At 63.4% G+C, this 16,196-nt stretch carries 12 protein-coding genes and 2 pseudogenes; 13 read left to right on the top strand and 1 reads right to left on the bottom strand.

The genetic code is table 11. The features are described from left to right. Positions 1-129 precede the first annotated feature (129 nt). The 8 genes from AB3L03_RS07410 (at position 130) to AB3L03_RS07375 (ending at position 8,419) form a co-directional block, all read left to right on the top strand. Positions 130-789: a TetR/AcrR family transcriptional regulator gene (locus AB3L03_RS07410; RefSeq protein ID WP_018457063.1), complete on the top strand. Its 660-nt coding sequence runs from the start codon at positions 130-132 to the stop codon at positions 787-789. A 290-nt stretch (positions 790-1,079) separates the two neighbouring features. Beyond that, positions 1,080-1,889, top strand: coding sequence for an ABC transporter permease (locus AB3L03_RS07405; RefSeq protein WP_007593901.1), 810 nt, complete (start codon positions 1,080-1,082; stop codon positions 1,887-1,889). Between the two features lie 63 nt (positions 1,890-1,952). Next, positions 1,953-2,945, top strand: coding sequence for an ABC transporter substrate-binding protein (locus tag AB3L03_RS07400; RefSeq protein WP_085385884.1), 993 nt, complete (start codon positions 1,953-1,955; stop codon positions 2,943-2,945). Further along, positions 2,942-3,790, top strand: a complete 849-nt coding sequence (locus tag AB3L03_RS07395; protein WP_085362283.1) for an ABC transporter ATP-binding protein — start codon at positions 2,942-2,944, stop codon at positions 3,788-3,790. The genes AB3L03_RS07400 and AB3L03_RS07395 overlap by 4 nt, the downstream gene beginning before the upstream one ends. Positions 3,791-3,794: 4 nt before the next feature. Continuing rightward, positions 3,795-5,192: a hypothetical protein gene (locus tag AB3L03_RS07390; RefSeq protein WP_085362284.1), complete on the top strand. Its 1,398-nt coding sequence runs from the start codon at positions 3,795-3,797 to the stop codon at positions 5,190-5,192. Then, complete coding sequence (locus AB3L03_RS07385) at positions 5,189-6,340, top strand: Gfo/Idh/MocA family protein (protein WP_204510600.1); 1,152 nt, start codon at positions 5,189-5,191, stop codon at positions 6,338-6,340. The genes AB3L03_RS07390 and AB3L03_RS07385 overlap by 4 nt, the downstream gene beginning before the upstream one ends. Positions 6,341-6,350: 10 nt before the next feature. Further along, positions 6,351-7,556, top strand: a complete 1,206-nt coding sequence (locus AB3L03_RS07380) for a dihydrodipicolinate synthase family protein (RefSeq protein ID WP_018457057.1) — start codon at positions 6,351-6,353, stop codon at positions 7,554-7,556. Next, on the top strand, positions 7,556-8,419 hold the full coding sequence (locus tag AB3L03_RS07375) for a sugar phosphate isomerase/epimerase (protein WP_018457056.1): 864 nt from the start codon (positions 7,556-7,558) through the stop codon (positions 8,417-8,419). The genes AB3L03_RS07380 and AB3L03_RS07375 overlap by 1 nt, the downstream gene beginning before the upstream one ends. A 137-nt stretch (positions 8,420-8,556) precedes the next feature. Here the strand turns inward: AB3L03_RS07375 and AB3L03_RS07370 are convergent, their stop codons facing one another. Then, positions 8,557-9,777, bottom strand: coding sequence for a cytochrome P450 (locus AB3L03_RS07370; RefSeq protein ID WP_368508389.1), 1,221 nt, complete (start codon positions 9,775-9,777; stop codon positions 8,557-8,559). Positions 9,778-9,884: 107 nt separating this feature from the next. Between AB3L03_RS07370 and AB3L03_RS07365 the strand changes: the two are divergent. The 5 genes and pseudogenes from AB3L03_RS07365 to AB3L03_RS07345 all read left to right on the top strand — a co-directional run. After that, positions 9,885-10,438, top strand: a pseudogene (locus AB3L03_RS07365) (phosphonopyruvate decarboxylase). Then, positions 10,435-11,025 carry a thiamine pyrophosphate-dependent enzyme gene (locus AB3L03_RS07360; protein ID WP_368508388.1) on the top strand — a complete coding sequence of 197 codons (591 nt, stop codon included), beginning with the start codon at positions 10,435-10,437 and terminating at the stop codon, positions 11,023-11,025. Before AB3L03_RS07365 ends, AB3L03_RS07360 begins: the two are co-directional and overlap by 4 nt. A gap of 89 nt (positions 11,026-11,114) precedes the next feature. Then, positions 11,115-11,816, top strand: coding sequence for a TetR/AcrR family transcriptional regulator (locus AB3L03_RS07355; protein ID WP_085352143.1), 702 nt, complete (start codon positions 11,115-11,117; stop codon positions 11,814-11,816). A 1-nt stretch (position 11,817) separates the two neighbouring features. Further along, positions 11,818-13,011, top strand: a complete 1,194-nt coding sequence (locus tag AB3L03_RS07350; protein WP_018457051.1) for an efflux RND transporter periplasmic adaptor subunit — start codon at positions 11,818-11,820, stop codon at positions 13,009-13,011. Between the two features lie 76 nt (positions 13,012-13,087). Next, a pseudogene (locus AB3L03_RS07345) lies at positions 13,088-16,180 on the top strand (MexW/MexI family multidrug efflux RND transporter permease subunit); the annotation flags it as partial. Between the last annotated feature and the right edge of the window lie 16 nt (positions 16,181-16,196).

The following is a 16,196-nucleotide window of genomic DNA, read 5'->3' as shown; positions in this document are numbered from 1 at the left end:
TCGCAATGACGAAACTATGCGGCGGGCCGAGCGCGTGTTACACGGCATCCTGATAGCACCCAGCGAGCAACCGGTTTGGCGAAAGCAGCGGCAAAGCGAACTCTGAAATGGCAGCGCGATCCCGAGGGGATGCGGCTGCGCATTCTCGAAGCCGCCAAGCAGGAATTCTCGGCGCACGGGCTTGCCGGTGCGCGCGTCGACCGCATCGCGGCCAACGCCGGCGCCAACAAGCGGATGCTGTATTATCACGTCGGCAACAAGGACGAGCTCTATCTCGCGGTGCTCGAAGGCGCCTATGACAAGATCCGCAGCGAGGAGCGCGGGCTCGATCTCGAACATCTCGATCCGCCCGAGGCCATCCGCCGCCTAATTGAGTTCACCTGGAATTATTTCCTGCGCAATCCCGAATTCCTGTCGCTGCTCCAGACCGAGAATCTCGCGCGCGCAAAGCATCTCAAGAAATCGACCAAGGTGAAGTCGATGCACTCGCCCTTCGTCGAGATGATCGGCACCGTGGTGCGGCGCGGTGTGTCCGGCGGCGACTTCAAGGTCGCGGTCGATCCTGTCCAGCTCTACATCTCGATCGCGGGACTCTGCTTCTTCTATCTGTCGAACTCGGCGACGCTTAGCGTGATCTTCGGTCGCGATTTGCTGGCCAAGGACGCCAAGGACGAGCGGCTGGACCACATGGTCGGCCTCGTGCTGGCAGCGCTGACGGGGCAGTCGGCCGCACTGTTAGCTATGACGAAGGCGCCGAAGTCGCGCGCTGCGGTGGCGCAGACGGTTTAGCGGTGTAACTCGCTACAGCTCGATGGATTATCGGCGCTTCTCCGAATTCAGCCGTCATCGTCCGGCTTGACCGGACGATCCAGTACTCCGAGACGGTTTTGGTTGAGCCGACGGGTCGCGGCGTACTGGATTCCCCGCCTTCGCGGGGAATGACACCGAAGACGTGGCGCTGCCGACGCGTCCCTCAAGCCACCCGGAACCCGCCCAAAACGTCGCAGGAAAACCGCTGGACAGTATTTACCCAACGGGTTAATTTCTCGCCCAACGAACAAGACTGCCGGGAGTGAGACGTGGCTGAGCTGAAGCCGCAGAGTGCGGTGTCCAAGATGCTGAATGCGGCCTGGATTCGGCCGTTTTTGTTCCTGGTGTTCATCGTCGTGGCCTGGGATCTCGCCATCCGGCTGTTCAAGATTCCCGCCTACCAGATCCCGTCGCCGGGCGATGTCATTGCGGTGCTGCGCACCGATTGGCCGGAACTGTTGCGCCAGTCCTGGCCGACGACTTATGCCACCGTCTGCGGTTTCGCGCTCTCGGCGTTGTTTGGCATCCCCATCGCGATGCTGATCGCGGGCTCCAAGACGGTGGAGAGCTACGTCTATCCGCTGCTGGTGTTCTCGCAATCCGTGCCGAAGATCGCGATCGCGCCGCTGTTCGTAGTCTGGTTTGGCTTCGGCATCATTCCGAAAGTGATTTCGGCGTTCCTGCTCGGCTTCTTTCCGGTGGTGGTCTCCGCCGTGCAGGGCTTCAAATCGGTCGATCCAGATATGGTCGATCTCGCCCGCGCCATGCAGGGCAGCCGCTTCCAGGTGTTTTGCGCGGTGAACCTGCCGCATGCGCTGCCCGCGATCTTCTCCGGCCTCAAAGTGTCAGTGACGCTCGCCGTGGTCGGCGCCGTCGTCGGCGAGTTCGTCGGCTCCAATTCCGGCATCGGCTATGTGATGCAGCGCTCGATCGGCACCTTCGACCTGCCCACGATGTTCGCAGCGCTCGTGATCCTCGCGCTGCTCGGCGTCATCCTGTTCTGGATCGTGGACCGGATCGAGAAGCTGGTCATTCCCTGGCATGTTAGCCAGCGCGAGGACGTGATTTTCGCCTCTTAACAACAACCAAAGCGACGAACGGCCGCCAAACGGCCGACGCAACAACGAGAAGGGAGAGTGACGATGAAGCGGTGGATAGGAGTTGTCTCGGCGGCGCTGATGGTGTTCGCGGCCATGCCGGCGCAAGCAGCCGACAAAGTCGTGCTGATGCTCAACTGGTACGTCTATGGCGAGCACGCGCCGTTCTATTACGGCAAGGCCAAGGGCATCTACGCAGCCGAAGGCATCGACCTCGAGATCCAGGAAGGCCGCGGCTCGGCCGCGACCACGCAGGCGGTGGCCGCCAAGACCGCCGATTTCGGCTATGTCGACGTGCCCACCATGATGCGTGCCGCGATCAAGGGCGCGCCGGTGGTCGCGACCGGCGTGCTGCTCCAGACCAGCCCGATGTCCGCGATGGGTTTCGCCGACAAGAACATCAGGAAGCCGGAGGATATCAAGGGCAAGACAGTCGCGATCACGCCGGCCGATTCCATGACCCAGATCTGGCCGTTGTTCCTGAAGAAGACCGGCCTGAAGGAAAGTGACTTCCAGACGGTTGCCGGCGACGGCCAGACCAAGCTCAACGCGGTCATCAACGGCCAGGCTGATCTCTTGCTCGGCTATGTCATGGACCAGTCCATGAAGATCAAGGACGCCACCGGCAAGGACGTCTATCCGATCAAGTTCGCCGACTACGGCATCAACATGGTCTCCTCGGGCATCATCGCCAACACTGATTATGTGAAGGCCAATGCCGATCTCGTCCGCCGCTTCATGTCGGCGACGACCAAGGCGGTCGAGGCCGCCGAGAAGGAGCCGAAGGCCGCGGCGCAGTCGATCCTCGATGCCAACCCAAAGGGCGGCAAGGTCGACACGCTGACGCAGGGTTTTGAGCTAACCATTCCGCTCTACCGGACTGCTGAGACCAAGAGCAAGCGGCCGTTCCAGGTCACCGACCAGAACATGACCGACAGCGTCAACCTGATGGTCGAATATGGCGGGCTCGATGCCAAGGCCAAGGAGAACCCGAAGGCGTTCTATACCAACGACTATCTGCCGAAGAGCGGTTCGTGAAACCCGCGACAGCCATGAGTGAAACCCTGCAACCGGCCGCGCATCTGAGACTGGTGAGCGACCGGGCTGCGGGCGATGCGTCGGGCATCAAACTGTCCGGCGTGTCGAAGACCTATAGGACGCGCGACGGCGATGTGCCGTCGTTGCGGCCGCTCGACTTTCACATCAATGACGGCGAGTTCTTCGTCGTGGTCGGCCCATCCGGCTGCGGCAAGTCCACGCTGCTCAAGCTGATCTCGGGACTGCTGCCGCCGACGACGGGCGAGATCCTGGTCGAGGGTGAGAAGGTGACGACGCCGCACGGCAATGTCGGCATCGTGTTCCAGAACGCGCTGCTGCTGCCATGGCGCAACATCCTGTCCAACGTGATGCTGCCGATCGACATGAAGCGGCTGCCGCGCCAGACATATCTCGACCGCGCCAAGGCGCTGTTGAAGCTGGTCGGGCTCGAAGGCTTCGAGAAGAAGCTGCCGTGGCAGCTCTCCGGGGGCATGCAGCAGCGCGCCTCGATCTGCCGCGCGCTGGTGCATGATCCCAGGATCATGCTGATGGACGAGCCGTTCGGCGCCCTCGACGCGTTGACGCGCGAGCGCATGAATGTCGAGCTGATGCGGATCCAGCGCGAGACCAGAAAGACGGTGCTGCTGATCACGCATTCGATCCCCGAGGCCGTGTTCCTCGCCGATCGCGTGCTGGTCATGACCGAGCGGCCCGGCGCGGTCGCCGCGATCTACGACGTCCCGCTGCCGCGCCCGCGCTCGCTCGACGTGATGGCCGACCCTGTGTTCACCGAACTCGTCCAGCGCATCCGCAAGCATTTCTTCTCGCAAGGTTCGCTGGACTAAAGCCATGGCGCCGCGTCTGAAGCTGCGAGATATCGCGTTCTTCGAACGTCCCGTGCAGTTCGCGCGGCCGTTCCGCTTCGGCGCGATCACGATCAACGCGACGCCGCAGCTGTTCGTGCGGGTCGAGATCGAGGTGGAGGGCCGGGGAAGCGCGGTCGGTGCCAGCGCCGAGCTGCTGGTGCCGAAATGGTTCGACAAGCGGCCGGAACTGTCGCCGGCGCAGACTGTCGATGATTTGCGCCGCGCGCTGGAGATCGCGCGGGGGCTTTATCTCGCGCGAACCGGGTTTTTGACGGCATTCGATCTGCATGCCTCGTGCATCGGTGCCCAGGTCGCGACATGTGCGAAAAAGAACATTCCGGCGCTTGCGGCGGCTTACGGCCCCGCCGAAATCGACAAAGCGATCCTCGATGCGCTGCTCCGCGCTGCCGAGACCAATTTTTTCGACGGCATGGCCGGCAACATCGCCGGCATCGACGCGCGGCTTTCGCCCGACCTGAAGGAGACGGATCTCACGACGTTTCTATCCGGCCGGAAGCCGCTGCCGCGTGTTGCCATCAGGCATACCGTCGGCCTCGACGACACCGTTGAAGGCGAGGGCGGGGTTGCCGATGCCCGCGAGAACTCCGGGGCAAGATACTTCAAGCTGAAGCTGTCGGGGGACCCCGTCGCCGATGCAGCGCGGCTGGCGCGCATCGGCAAGGAGCTCGATGCGCTGGACCGTGACTACAACCTGACGCTCGATGCCAACGAGCAATATGCCGATCTCGCAGCCTTGCATGAACTCATCGGCCGGCTCGACCATGACACTGCGCTGCGATCGATTTCATCCAGGCTGCTCTATATCGAGCAGCCAATGCCGCGCGATGTTACGAGGCTGTCGCCGCTCGGCTCTCTCGCTGCGCGCGGTTTCATCATCGACGAAGCCGACGATTCCTACGATACGTTTCCTGCGGCACGGGCGCTTGGCTATCACGGCATCTCGTCGAAATCGTGCAAAGGGCTTTACAAGTCCATCGTCAACGCGACGCGCGCGGCGAAATGGAGCGTGGCCGGCGAAAGATTCTTCGTGACCGGCGAGGACCTGACCTGCCAGGCGGGCGTCGCCGTGCAGCAGGACCTTGCGCTCGGTGCCTTCATCGGCATCACCCATGCCGAACGTAACGGCCATCATTATGTGGATGGCTTCGGTGATACGCCTGCCGCAGAGACCCAAGCGTTCGCCGCCGCTCACCCCGATCTCTACGCCGATGCCGGGCAGGGTATCCGTCTCTCCATTCACGACGGCGATCTCCTGACGGGATCGCTTCGCACAACGGGTTTTGCGACGTCGGTCCATCCGGACTGGTCGGCGCTACGCCCGCTCGAACAGCCCAAATCACCTAGGGAGCAATCGGCATGACCACCCAACGCCTCGGCCTCATCATGAACGGCGTCACCGGCCGCATGGGGCTCAACCAGCATCTGATCCGCTCGATCGTCGCGATCCGCGAGCAGGGCGGCGTCCGCTTGAAGAACGGCGACCGCGTGATGCCGGACCCGATCCTGGTCGGCCGCAGCGCCGAGAAGGTCGAGGCCCTTGCCAAGCGCTACAACGTCACGCGCTGGACCACCGATCTCGATGCCGCCCTCGCCGACAAGAACGACACCATGTTCTTCGATGCCGCGACCACACAGGCACGGCCGGGCCTTCTGACCCAGGCCATCAATGCCGGCAAGCACGTTTATTGCGAGAAGCCGATCGCGACGAACTTCGAGGCGGCGCTCGAGGTCGTCAAGCTCGCCAATTCCAAGGGCATCAAGCACGGCACGGTGCAGGACAAGCTGTTCCTGCCCGGCCTGAAGAAGATCGCCTTCCTGCGCGACTCCGGCTTCTTCGGCCGTATTCTCTCGGTGCGCGGCGAGTTCGGCTATTGGGTGTTCGAAGGCGGCTGGCAGGAGGCGCAGCGGCCGTCATGGAATTACCGCGACGAGGATGGCGGCGGCATCATCCTCGACATGGTTTGCCACTGGCGCTACGTGCTCGACAATCTCTTTGGCGAGGTCGAGAGCGTGAGCTGCATCGGCAACACCGACATCCCCGAGCGTTTCGACGAGCAGGGCAAGAAGTACAAGGCGACCGCCGACGACTCCGCCTATGCCACGTTCCAGCTCAAGGGCGGCGCCATCGCCCACATCAACATGTCCTGGGTGACGCGCGTCTATCGCGACGATCTCGTCACCTTCCAGGTCGACGGCACGCTGGGCTCGGCCGTCGCCGGCCTTTCCGACTGCATGATCCAGGCGCGGCAGGCGACGCCCCGGCCGGTATGGAATCCCGACGAGAAGCGGCTGCACGATTTCTACGGCGACTGGCAGAAGCTGCCTGACAACGTCACCTACGACAACGGCTTCAAGGAGCAGTGGGAGATGTTCATCCGCCACGTCTACGAGGATGCGCCCTACAAATTCACGCTGCTCGAAGGCGTCAAGGGCGTGCAGCTCGCCGAATGCGCGCTGAAGAGCTGGAAGGAGCGGCGCTGGATCGACGTCGCGCCGATTAAGGTCTGAGGAGGGAATAATGAACAAGCCCGTCCAGCCCAAGCCCGTTCCGTCAACGTCGTCCCTGTCGCTCAAGCTGCCGAAAGCCGATCGCTCGATCGAGACCTACCGGCTCGCGGCCTCGCGAACGTTTCCGGCAAAGCTCGAGGGGCCGCTGAGCCGCATCGCGTTCTCGGCCGTCCATACCGTGACCGATCCCTTTGCCGACAACGACCCGTGGCTCTCCGCCGCTGTCGACTGGGACAAGACTATCGCCTTCCGCGAGCACGTCTGGGACCTCGGGCTTGGCGTTGCGGAAGCCATGGACACCGCGCAACGCGGCATGGGGCTGGACTGGCCGACCTCGCTGGAGCTGATCACGCGCTCGGTGTCTGCCGCCAAGCGTCGCAACGCGCTGGTGTTTTCCGGAGCGGGCACCGACCATCTCGCGGTGGAGGACGCCAGAAATATGGACGACGTGATCCGCGCCTATGAGGAGCAGACATCGGCGGTCGAGAAGGTCGGCGGCCGCATCATCTTGATGGCGTCGCGCGCGCTGGCGAAGCTTGGCCGTAATGCCGACGATTACGCAAAGGTCTATGATCGCGTGCTGTCGCAGGTTCGCGAGCCCGTGATCATCCACTGGCTCGGCGACATGTTCGATCCGGCGCTGACGGGATATTGGGGCACCAACGATCTCGACAAGGCGATGGATATTGCGGTCGCCATCATCAACGGCAACGCCGCCAAGGTCGACGGTGTCAAGGTATCGCTGCTCGACAAGCAGCGCGAGATCGACATGCGCCGTCGTCTCGACAAGCGCATCAAGATGTATACGGGCGACGATTTCAATTATGCGGAGCTGATCGCCGGCGACGTCGAAGGCTTTTCGCACGCGCTGCTCGGCATTTTTGACGCGATCGCGCCGGCGGCGTCCTACGCCTTGTCGCGCCTGGCAGCGGGTGACGAAGCCGGCTTCCACGACGTGCTGGGGCCGACGGTGCCGCTGTCGCGGCACATCTTCAAGGCGCCGACGCGGTTCTACAAGACCGGCGTGGTTTTCATGGCCTATCTCAACGGCCACCAGGACCACTTCACCATGGTCGGCGGGCAGGAGAGCACGCGCTCGACGCTGCATCTGGCCGAACTGTTCCGGCTGGCCGACAAGGCCGGACTGCTCGCCGATCCGGAGCTGGCGACGCGGCGGATGCAGGCGGTGCTCTCAACGCACGGAATCGAATCCTGATGCGTGATTTCTCGTCCGACCATCGTTGGCTGTCGCTCAACACGGCGACAATCCGGAAACAGGGTGATCTCGTCGAGATCATCGACGCCTGTGCCAGGCACGGTATCCGCGCCATCGACCCCTGGCGCGACCAGGTCGCAACCGTCGGCCTCGATCGTGCCGCGCGTGCGGTGCGCGATGCCGGTCTCGACCTATCGGGCTATTGCCGTGGCGGCATGTTCACCTCCGACGCAGCGCGCCGCGGCGAGGTGCGAGACGACAACCGGCGCTGCGTCGATGAAGCCAAGGCACTGGGCGCCCCCTGCGTCGTGCTCGTCGTCGGCGGCCTGCCGCAATATTCGCGGCCGGGCAGCGAGGCGTCGAAGGACATCGCCGGCGCGCGGACGCAGGTCGAGGAAGCGCTCGCCGAAATGCTCGACTACGCCAAACAGGCCAAGCTGCCGCTGGCGATCGAGCCGCTGCATCCGGCCTATGCGGCCGACCGCGCCTGCGTCAACACGACGAAGCAGGCGCTCGACATCTGCGACCGGCTCGACCCTGATCGCAGCGGCATGCTCGGCGTCGCGCTGGACGTCTATCACATCTGGTGGGATCCGGAGCTGATGGGGCAGATCGCGCGCGCCGGCCGAGATCGCCTGCTCGCCTTCCATGTCTGCGACTGGCTGGTGCCGACCAGGGACATTCTCAACGACCGCGGGATGATGGGCGACGGCGTGATCGACATCAAATCGGTGCGCGCAGCGGTCGAAGCGCAGGGCTTTGCCGGCTATTCGGAGATCGAAATCTTCTCCAACGACTGGTGGGGTAAACCGTTGGACGAGGTGCTGCAAACCTGCATCGCGCGGCACAAGACGGTGGTTTAGGCCTTCCGGCAATTGTTGCGCGCGGCGGCGCCGATGGCCTGGGATGTCAAATGGTTGCGCGGAATCGCTGGCCCATCCCGCGCCGGTAACCTTCTACTGTGCATGGGGTTGTTTTCGCGATTTTTTGTTTTGATGCCTCAGCCAATCGCGCAGGGCACGCTCAAAAAGCCGCGGAACCGCACCCGTCCGCCCCTGACCGGCTGTCCGCTCACGGCATAGTTCGGGAAGCGCGCCAAGAAGCGCGAGACCGCGATGGCGCCTTCCAATCGTGCCAGCGCCATGCCGGCGCATTGATGCGCGCCGGTGGCGAAGGCGAGATGCCGGTTCGGCGTGCGCGCGATGTCGAATCTCTCCGGGTCCGGAAACTGTGCGGGGTCACGGTTGGCAGCGCCGATACAGAGCGTGATGGATGTGCCGGCTTCGAGCATGACGCCGCCGAGTTCGACCCGCTCCGTGGTCATGCGGTTGCCGAGCTGGTTCGAGCTCTCGTAGCGCAGCATCTCTTCGACCGCAGTCTTGATCAGCTCAGGATTGTCGATCAGCCGCCGCTTCTGATCCGGGTTCCGGTCGAGCGCCACGAGGCCGTTGCCGATCAGGTTGGTGGTGGTCTCGTGGCCGGCATTGAGCAGGAAGATGCAGTTGTGCAGCAGCTCCTTCTCGGTCAGCCGCTCGCCGTTGTCTTCACCCTGTATCAGGCGCGTCAGCACGTCGCGCTCGGGGTTGCCGGGCCTTTCGCGCCGGCGCGCGACCAGCGTTCGGAGGTAGGCGAGGAAGTCCGTCACCGCCTTGTTGCCGCGGGCAGCCACTTCAGGCGACACCACCGGTTCGAGGGCGCCCAGGATCGCCAGCGACCAGTCGCGCAGCGGCGCGCGCTCGTCATGGGGCACGTCAAGCAGATTGCCGATCACCTCGATCGGGATCGAGGCGGCGAAGTCCTCGATCAGCTCGCAATCACCTTTGGCGGCAATGGCGTCAAGCAAGCCGTCGACCAGCTTGATGATGTCAGGCTCCATCCCCGCGATCGCGCGCGGCGACAGCGCGCCCATGATCAGACGCCGCACGCGGGTATGCGCCGGCGGATCGTTGAAGACGAGGCTCGTGGTGTGGTGCTCGTAGAGCGGGGTGTCGCCGTATTTCGGCGCGAACTCGCGCTTCTTGTCCGAGCTGAACGATTTTGTGTTCTTGTAGGTCGTAACGAGGTCGTCATAGCGGGTCAGGAACACGGTGCCGTTGCGCAGGCGCTTGACCGGCTCGTTCTCCCGCAGTGCACGATAGGTCGGGTAGGGATTGTCGTAGAATTCCGCCGTCAGCTGTTCCAGATCGAAACTGGCCGCCAGTTCATTCGCACTTGCGTTCATGCCGCCATACTCGCCGGTTGAGTCCGATATGCTGTATTCGCTCTTTTGAGCGGCTCGGTTCACCGTCTACAGTCGAGCCGCGATTTGCAAGCCGACCGGACAGGAAAATGCACGCCCGCGCTGACGCTGCCGACACGGCCGCCGAGTCCAGCACTCATTGGCCCGACGATATTTTCGCGACCTTGCAACGCTTCGACGTTCGGCAGGTGCCCTACGTGCCCGACGCCGGCCATTCAAAGCTGATCCAGCGCGTGCTGGCATCGTCCACGATGCGCGGCATTCCGCTCACGACGGAGGAGGAGGGCGTGGCGCTTCTCGCCGGCGCATGGACGGGGGCCAGCGCGGCGTGCTGTTGATGCAGTCGAGCGGGGTCGGCAATTGCATTAACATGCTCTCGCTGATCCCGATCCTGCGCTTTCCCTTCCTCACGCTGGTGACGATGCGTGGCGAGTGGGGCGAGTTCAATCCATGGCAGGTGCCGATGGGATCGACCACGCAGGGCGTGTTCGAACTCTCGGGCGTCAAGGTGCTGCGGGCTTCGACCGCAGCAGAGGTGCCGGCCGTGCTCGAGGCGGCGGCCGCGCAGGCCTACAACGCGCTCACACCCACCGCCGTCCTGCTGTCGCAGCGCCTGATCGGCGCCAAGGTTTTCACCAAATGAGCAAGGCCAATCTCCTCGACCGCCGTCAGGTGGTGTCCACGCTTCTCGCGGACCGCAAGGACGTGGTTGCGATCGGCGGCCTCGGCGCCTCCACCAACGACATGTGCGCAGCCGGCGACCATGCGCGCAATTTCTACCTCTGGGGCGGCATGGGCGGGGCGGCGATGATCGGCCTGGGCCTCGCTCTGGCGCAGCCAAAGTTGCCGGTGCTGGTCATCACCGGTGACGGCGAGATGCTGATGGGCATGGGCAGCCTTGCCACCATCGGCCTCCAGAAGCCGTCCAACCTCTCGATCGCGGTGCTCGACAACGAGGCCTATGGTGAGACCGGCGGTCAGACCAGCCACACTTCCGTGGCCGCCGACCTGGTCGGCGTCGCCCGGGCCTGCGGCATCGGGGATAGCCGGTCTGTGACGACCATGGCCGAGGTCGAGGCCTTCGCCAAAGCCGTCCACGACGTCACGGCCGGGCCGCGCTTTGCCAATGTGAAGATCGACAGCGCCAATCTGGAGCGGATTTTGCCCAGCCGGGATGGGACTTACATTCTCAACCGGATCCGCGGCGACCTCGGCTTCCGTCCGATTTAGCACTTCGGATACCTCTAAGAGACGATTCTTGTAGGTTGCATCGCACCATTCGGCTTGACTTTTGCGTGGGTGAGTGCTTACTCACTAGCATGAGCTCATTGCGTATGACGAGCGACCTGAGGCGTCAATTGATCCTCGGCGCCGCAAAGCGTTGCTTTGCCCGACACGGCTATACCGGCACCACGACCAAGAGCGTGGCGGCCGCCGCTGCCATTTCCGAAGCGCTACTGTTCAAGCATTTCCCGTCCAAGGCCGCGCTTTACGCCGAAATTCTCAGCGATGAATGCGAGGCGGACCCGGCGCTCATGGAGCTGCTCGAACGTGAGCCGTCGACCGCTACGTTGGTCGAAGTGATCCGCGGCATGGTCGGGCATTTCATGCACATCGCCGATGGCCCTGACCAGGAAGAGGCCCAGCGCCTGCGACTGATGACCACGAGTCATTTGGAGGATGGCGAATTTGCCCGGTTGCTATATGCCAAGATCGAGGCGCTGATCGGGGCGGCCTTCGTCGCCTCGCTCGAGCGTGCGGTTGCCGCGGGGGACGCGCGGCCATACAACGGCGAACCGCTCAACCTGTTCTGGTTTGCGCATCACACCGTGATGACGGCTGCGCTGACCAGGCTGCCGGCCACGCCGTGTCTCGCTTACGGCAAGGCGAACGACCTCGAGCGGCAGCTCTGTGAGTTTCTCCTGAGGGGTATCGGACTTAACGACGCCGCAATTGTTTCGCATTTGGGCCGCGATCAGGCCAGTTGTGCGGGCAAGACGGCGATTGCAGAAAGTGCATGACATGAACATCGTGACCGAACACAAGATTTCGGGCGAACCGATCGACAACAAGGCTCCCAAGCGTCCGGTCCGGCCGGTGCTCTGGTTCATCGTCGTCGGCACGCTTCTGGCCGTGCTCGTCGGTGGCCTCGTCTGGTTCAATTATTTCCGCGGCCAGATGATCAAGCAGTTCTTCGCCAACAACAAGCCGCCGCCGGTCGCGGTCAGCGCCGCCGAGGCAAAGTCCGAGGTGGTGCCGAACCTGTTGACCGCCGTCGGTGGTCTCGCCGCCGTGCACCAGGTCGACGTCAGCGCCGACGTCAACGGCCGTGTCACCGAGATCAAGTTCGAGCCGGGCACGCATGTCGAGGCCGGCACACCGCTCGTGCAGATGTTCGACGCGCCGGAGCAGGGCGACCTCGCCAATTACAAGGCGCAGGCCACCGTCGCACAGCTGTCGCTCGATCGCGCCAAGCAACTGGCGTCGCGCCAGTTCGGGCCGCAGGCAACCGTCGACACCGCGCAGGCCGCGTACGATCAGGCGCAGGCGGGTATCGCCAAGACCGAAGCGTTGATCTCGCAGAAGCTGGTCCGCGCGCCGTTCTCCGGCGATCTCGGCGTCCGCAAGGTCGAGGTCGGCCAGTATCTGACCGCCGGCACGGCCATCGTTTCGCTGACGGATCTGTCGGAGCTGTGGGCCAACTTCACGGTGACGGAAAAGGACTCGGGCAGCCTCAAGGTCGGTCAACCGGTCCGGCTGAAGGTCGACGCCTATCCCGGCCGCACCTTCGACGCCAAAATCACCACGATCGAGCCGCAGATCTCGACCGACACCCGTAACATCCGCGTGCAGGCGACCATCGCTAATCCGGAGAAGATCCTGAAGCCCGGCATGTTCGTGACCACCACGGTGGTGCTGCCGGACAAGCCGGCCGTAGTCACCGTGCCGGAGACGGCGGTCGACTACACGCTGTACGGCGACTCGGTGTTCGTGATCACCGAGAAGAAGGAAGCCGACGGCAAGACCAGCCTGAGCGCGGTGCGCACTTTCGTGCAGACCGGCAACCGGGTCGAAGGCCGCGTCGAAATCGTCAAGGGCGTGAAGCCGGGCGACAAGGTCGTCGCCGTCGGCCAGCTCAAGCTGCAATCGGGCGCGGCGGTGTCGATTTCGACCGACCCGGCTCCGCAGATCCCGGCGCAGCCGCCGCGCTACTGACATCGTACACGTTGCAGCATGATCCGGCACGGCCGGGTCACGCGCTTTGCAAGTCAAAGAAATCGAGATCGCCGCGATGCGCTTTACTGATATTTTCATCAAACGCCCGGTCCTGTCGGTCGTCGTCAGCCTGCTGATCCTGCTGATCGGCCTGCGCGCGGCGACGACGCTGCCGATCCGGCAATATCCGAAGCTGTCGAACACGGTCATCAACATCACGACCGTCTATCCGGGCGCGTCCGCGGACCTGATCCAGGGCTTCATCACCACGCCGATCGAGCAGGCGGTCGCCTCCGCCGAAGGTGTCGATTACATCACCTCGTCCTCGGTGCTCGGCACCTCGACGATCCAGGTCTACATCAAGCTGAACTTCGATCCGAACCAGGCGCTGACCGAGGTTCTGGCCAAGACGAACTCGGTCAAATACCTGATTCCGAAGGAATCCAACGATCCCATCGTCACCAAGACCACGGGCCAGACCACGGCCGTGATGTATCTCGGATTCTCGTCCGAAGAGCTGTCGGGCTCGGCGATCTCCGACTACCTGACGCGCGTTGTGCAACCGGTGCTGTCGACCGTCGACGGCGTCGCCTCCGCCGATATTCTCGGCGGCCAGACCTTTGCGATGCGGCTGTGGCTTGATCCCCTGAAGATGGCCGGCCGCAACGTGTCGCCTGCGGATGTCGCGACCGCGATCACCGCCAACAACTTCCAGTCAGCGGCGGGGCAGACCAAGGGTTATCTCATCGTTTCGAACGTATCGACGAATACGGGCCTGACCGACGTCAACCAGTTCAAGAAGATGATCGTCAAGGCCAAGGACGGCGGCTTCGTGCGGATGGAGGACATCGCCACCGTCGAACTTGCGGCCCAAAGCACGGACGCGAGCGTCGCCTTCAACGGCGAGCACGCCATCTTCATCGGTGTGCAGGCAACGCCGCAGGGCAACCCGCTGACGCTGGTCAAGGGCGTGCGGGCGCTGTTCCCCGAGCTGGAGCGCAATCTGCCACCGTCGATGAAGATGAAGGTCGCCTACGATTCGACCAAGTTCATCCAATCCTCGATCGACGAGGTCGAGAAGACACTGGGTGAAGCCGTGATCATCGTGATCGTGGTGATCTTCCTGTTCCTGGCGTCGTTCCGTTCGGTCATCATTCCCGTCGTCACCATCCCGCTGTCGATGATCGGCGTCTGCACGCTGATGCTGGCACTGGGCTTCAGCTTCAATCTGTTGACCCTGCTCGCGATGGTGCTCGCGATCGGACTCGTGGTCGACGACGCCATCGTCGTGGTGGAAAACATCCATCGACATCTGGAGGAAGGGAAAACGCCGGTCCAGGCGTCGCTGGAAGGCGCGCGCGAAATCGTGGGTCCCGTCGTCTCGATGACCATCACGCTCGCAGCCGTGTACGCTCCGATCGGTTTCCTCGGCGGTCTGACCGGCTCGCTGTTCCGCGAATTCGCCTTCACACTTGCGGGCTCGGTGATCGTGTCCGGCGTGATCGCGCTGACGCTCTCGCCGATGATGTGCTCGGTGCTGCTGAAGAACACGGAAGAGGGGCGCTTCGCCAAGTTCGTCAACAAGGTGTTTGGCGCGCTGACGCGGTGGTACGGGCGCAGGCTCGACCGCTCGCTCGACTACAAGGCCATCACCGGCCTGTTTGCGGTGACCATCCTCGGGCTCGTCGGCTTCCTTTACATGCACACGTCGAAGGAGCTGGCGCCTGAGGAAGACCAGGGTATCGTGTTCGCGGTGACCAAGGCGCCGAAATACGCCAATATCGACTATGTCGATTTTTACGGCGAGAAGCTCGACAAGGAATTCCAGAAATTCCCCGAGACCGATCTGCGCTTCGTGCTGAACGGCATCAACGGCCCGCAGGGCGGTATCGCCGGCATGCTGCTCAAGCCCTGGGAGGAGCGCAAGCGCTCGTCGATCCAGCTGAAGTCGCTGGTGCAGGCCGAGCTTTCCAAGATCGAGGGCGTGCAGGCGTTCGCTTTCAACCTGCCGCCGCTGCCGGGCGGTCCGGGCGGCCTCCCGGTGCAGATGGTGATCAACTCCACCGCCAGCTTCCAGACTGTCTACGAACAGATGGAGAAGTTGAAGGCCGCCGCCCGCAAGAGCGGAATGTTCATCGTCTCCGACAGTGATCTTGCCTACAACCAGCCGAACGTGAAGGTGACGATCAACCGCACCAAGGCGCAGGATCTCGGCGTCAACATGCAGAACCTCGGCAGCACGCTCGCGGTGCTGCTCGGCGGCAACTACATCAACCGCTTCAACCTCGAGGGCCGTTCCTATCAAGTTATCCCGCAGGTGCCGCGCGGCCAGCGGCTCTCGCCGGAATCGCTCGCCGGCTACTACGTGACCACCAATACCGGCCAGCAGCTTCCGCTCTCGACGGTTGTGTCGATCGAGACCAAGACCGAGCCGAATTCGCTGACACATTACAATCAGCTCAATTCAGCGACCTTCTCGGCCGTGCCGATGCCCGGCGTGACCGTCGGTGCGGCGGTCGACTTCCTCGAGAGCGAGGCCAAAAACCTGCCGCAAGGCTTCAGCCATGCTTATCTGGCTGACAGCAGACAGTATGTGCAGGAAGGCAACCAGCTCGCGATCACCTTCGGCTTCGCGCTGATCATCATCTTCCTGGTGCTGGCGGCGCAGTTCGAGAGCTTGCGCGATCCGCTGGTCATCATGATCTCGGTGCCAATGGCGATCGTTGGCGCACTGATCCCGCTGTTCTTCGGCGTGGCGACCATGAACATCTACACCCAGGTCGGCCTGCTGACCTTGGTGGGCCTGATCACCAAGCACGGCATCCTGATGGTGGAGTTCGCCAACGAGCTCCAGATCAACGAGCGGCTCGATCGCCGCTCCGCCATCGAAATGTCGGCCCGTATTCGTCTGCGGCCGATCCTCATGACCACGGCCGCGATGGTGACGGGCCTGATCCCGCTCCTGACCGCGACCGGCGCAGGGGCCGCCAGCCGCTTCTCGATCGGTCTGGTGGTCGTGGCCGGCATGTCGATCGGCACGTTGTTCACGCTGTTCGTGTTGCCGGCGGTCTACGTGGTGCTGGCGACCGACCATCGCGCGGCGGCCGATTCCGAGCGGAACAAGCAGGTCAACGACCTCGACCTCAACGCCAAGGCGCTGCGGCCGACCTGGAGGCCACCGATAA

The sequence above is a fragment of the Bradyrhizobium lupini genome (assembly GCF_040939785.1).
GTDB classification, from domain to species: Bacteria; Pseudomonadota; Alphaproteobacteria; order Rhizobiales; family Xanthobacteraceae; genus Bradyrhizobium; species Bradyrhizobium canariense_D.
The sequence above is the reverse complement of the archived record's forward strand: the minus strand, read 5'-3'. Positions and strand labels throughout refer to the sequence as shown.

Bases quoted from the DNA above. Each gene is read 5' to 3' on its own strand.
- AB3L03_RS07400 (WP_085385884.1), top strand. From the start codon at position 1,953: ATGAAGCGGTGGATAGGAGTTGTCTCGGCGGCGCTGATGGTGTTCGCG.
- AB3L03_RS07370 (WP_368508389.1), bottom strand. From the start codon at position 9,777: ATGAACGCAAGTGCGAATGAACTGGCGGCCAGTTTCGATCTGGAACAG.
- AB3L03_RS07350 (WP_018457051.1), top strand. From the start codon at position 11,818: ATGAACATCGTGACCGAACACAAGATTTCGGGCGAACCGATCGACAAC.
- AB3L03_RS07410 (WP_018457063.1), top strand. From the start codon at position 130: ATGCGGCTGCGCATTCTCGAAGCCGCCAAGCAGGAATTCTCGGCGCAC.
- AB3L03_RS07385 (WP_204510600.1), top strand. From the start codon at position 5,189: ATGACCACCCAACGCCTCGGCCTCATCATGAACGGCGTCACCGGCCGC.
- AB3L03_RS07380 (WP_018457057.1), top strand. From the start codon at position 6,351: ATGAACAAGCCCGTCCAGCCCAAGCCCGTTCCGTCAACGTCGTCCCTG.
- AB3L03_RS07375 (WP_018457056.1), top strand. From the start codon at position 7,556: ATGCGTGATTTCTCGTCCGACCATCGTTGGCTGTCGCTCAACACGGCG.
- AB3L03_RS07360 (WP_368508388.1), top strand. From the start codon at position 10,435: ATGAGCAAGGCCAATCTCCTCGACCGCCGTCAGGTGGTGTCCACGCTT.
- AB3L03_RS07355 (WP_085352143.1), top strand. From the start codon at position 11,115: ATGAGCTCATTGCGTATGACGAGCGACCTGAGGCGTCAATTGATCCTC.
- AB3L03_RS07390 (WP_085362284.1), top strand. From the start codon at position 3,795: ATGGCGCCGCGTCTGAAGCTGCGAGATATCGCGTTCTTCGAACGTCCC.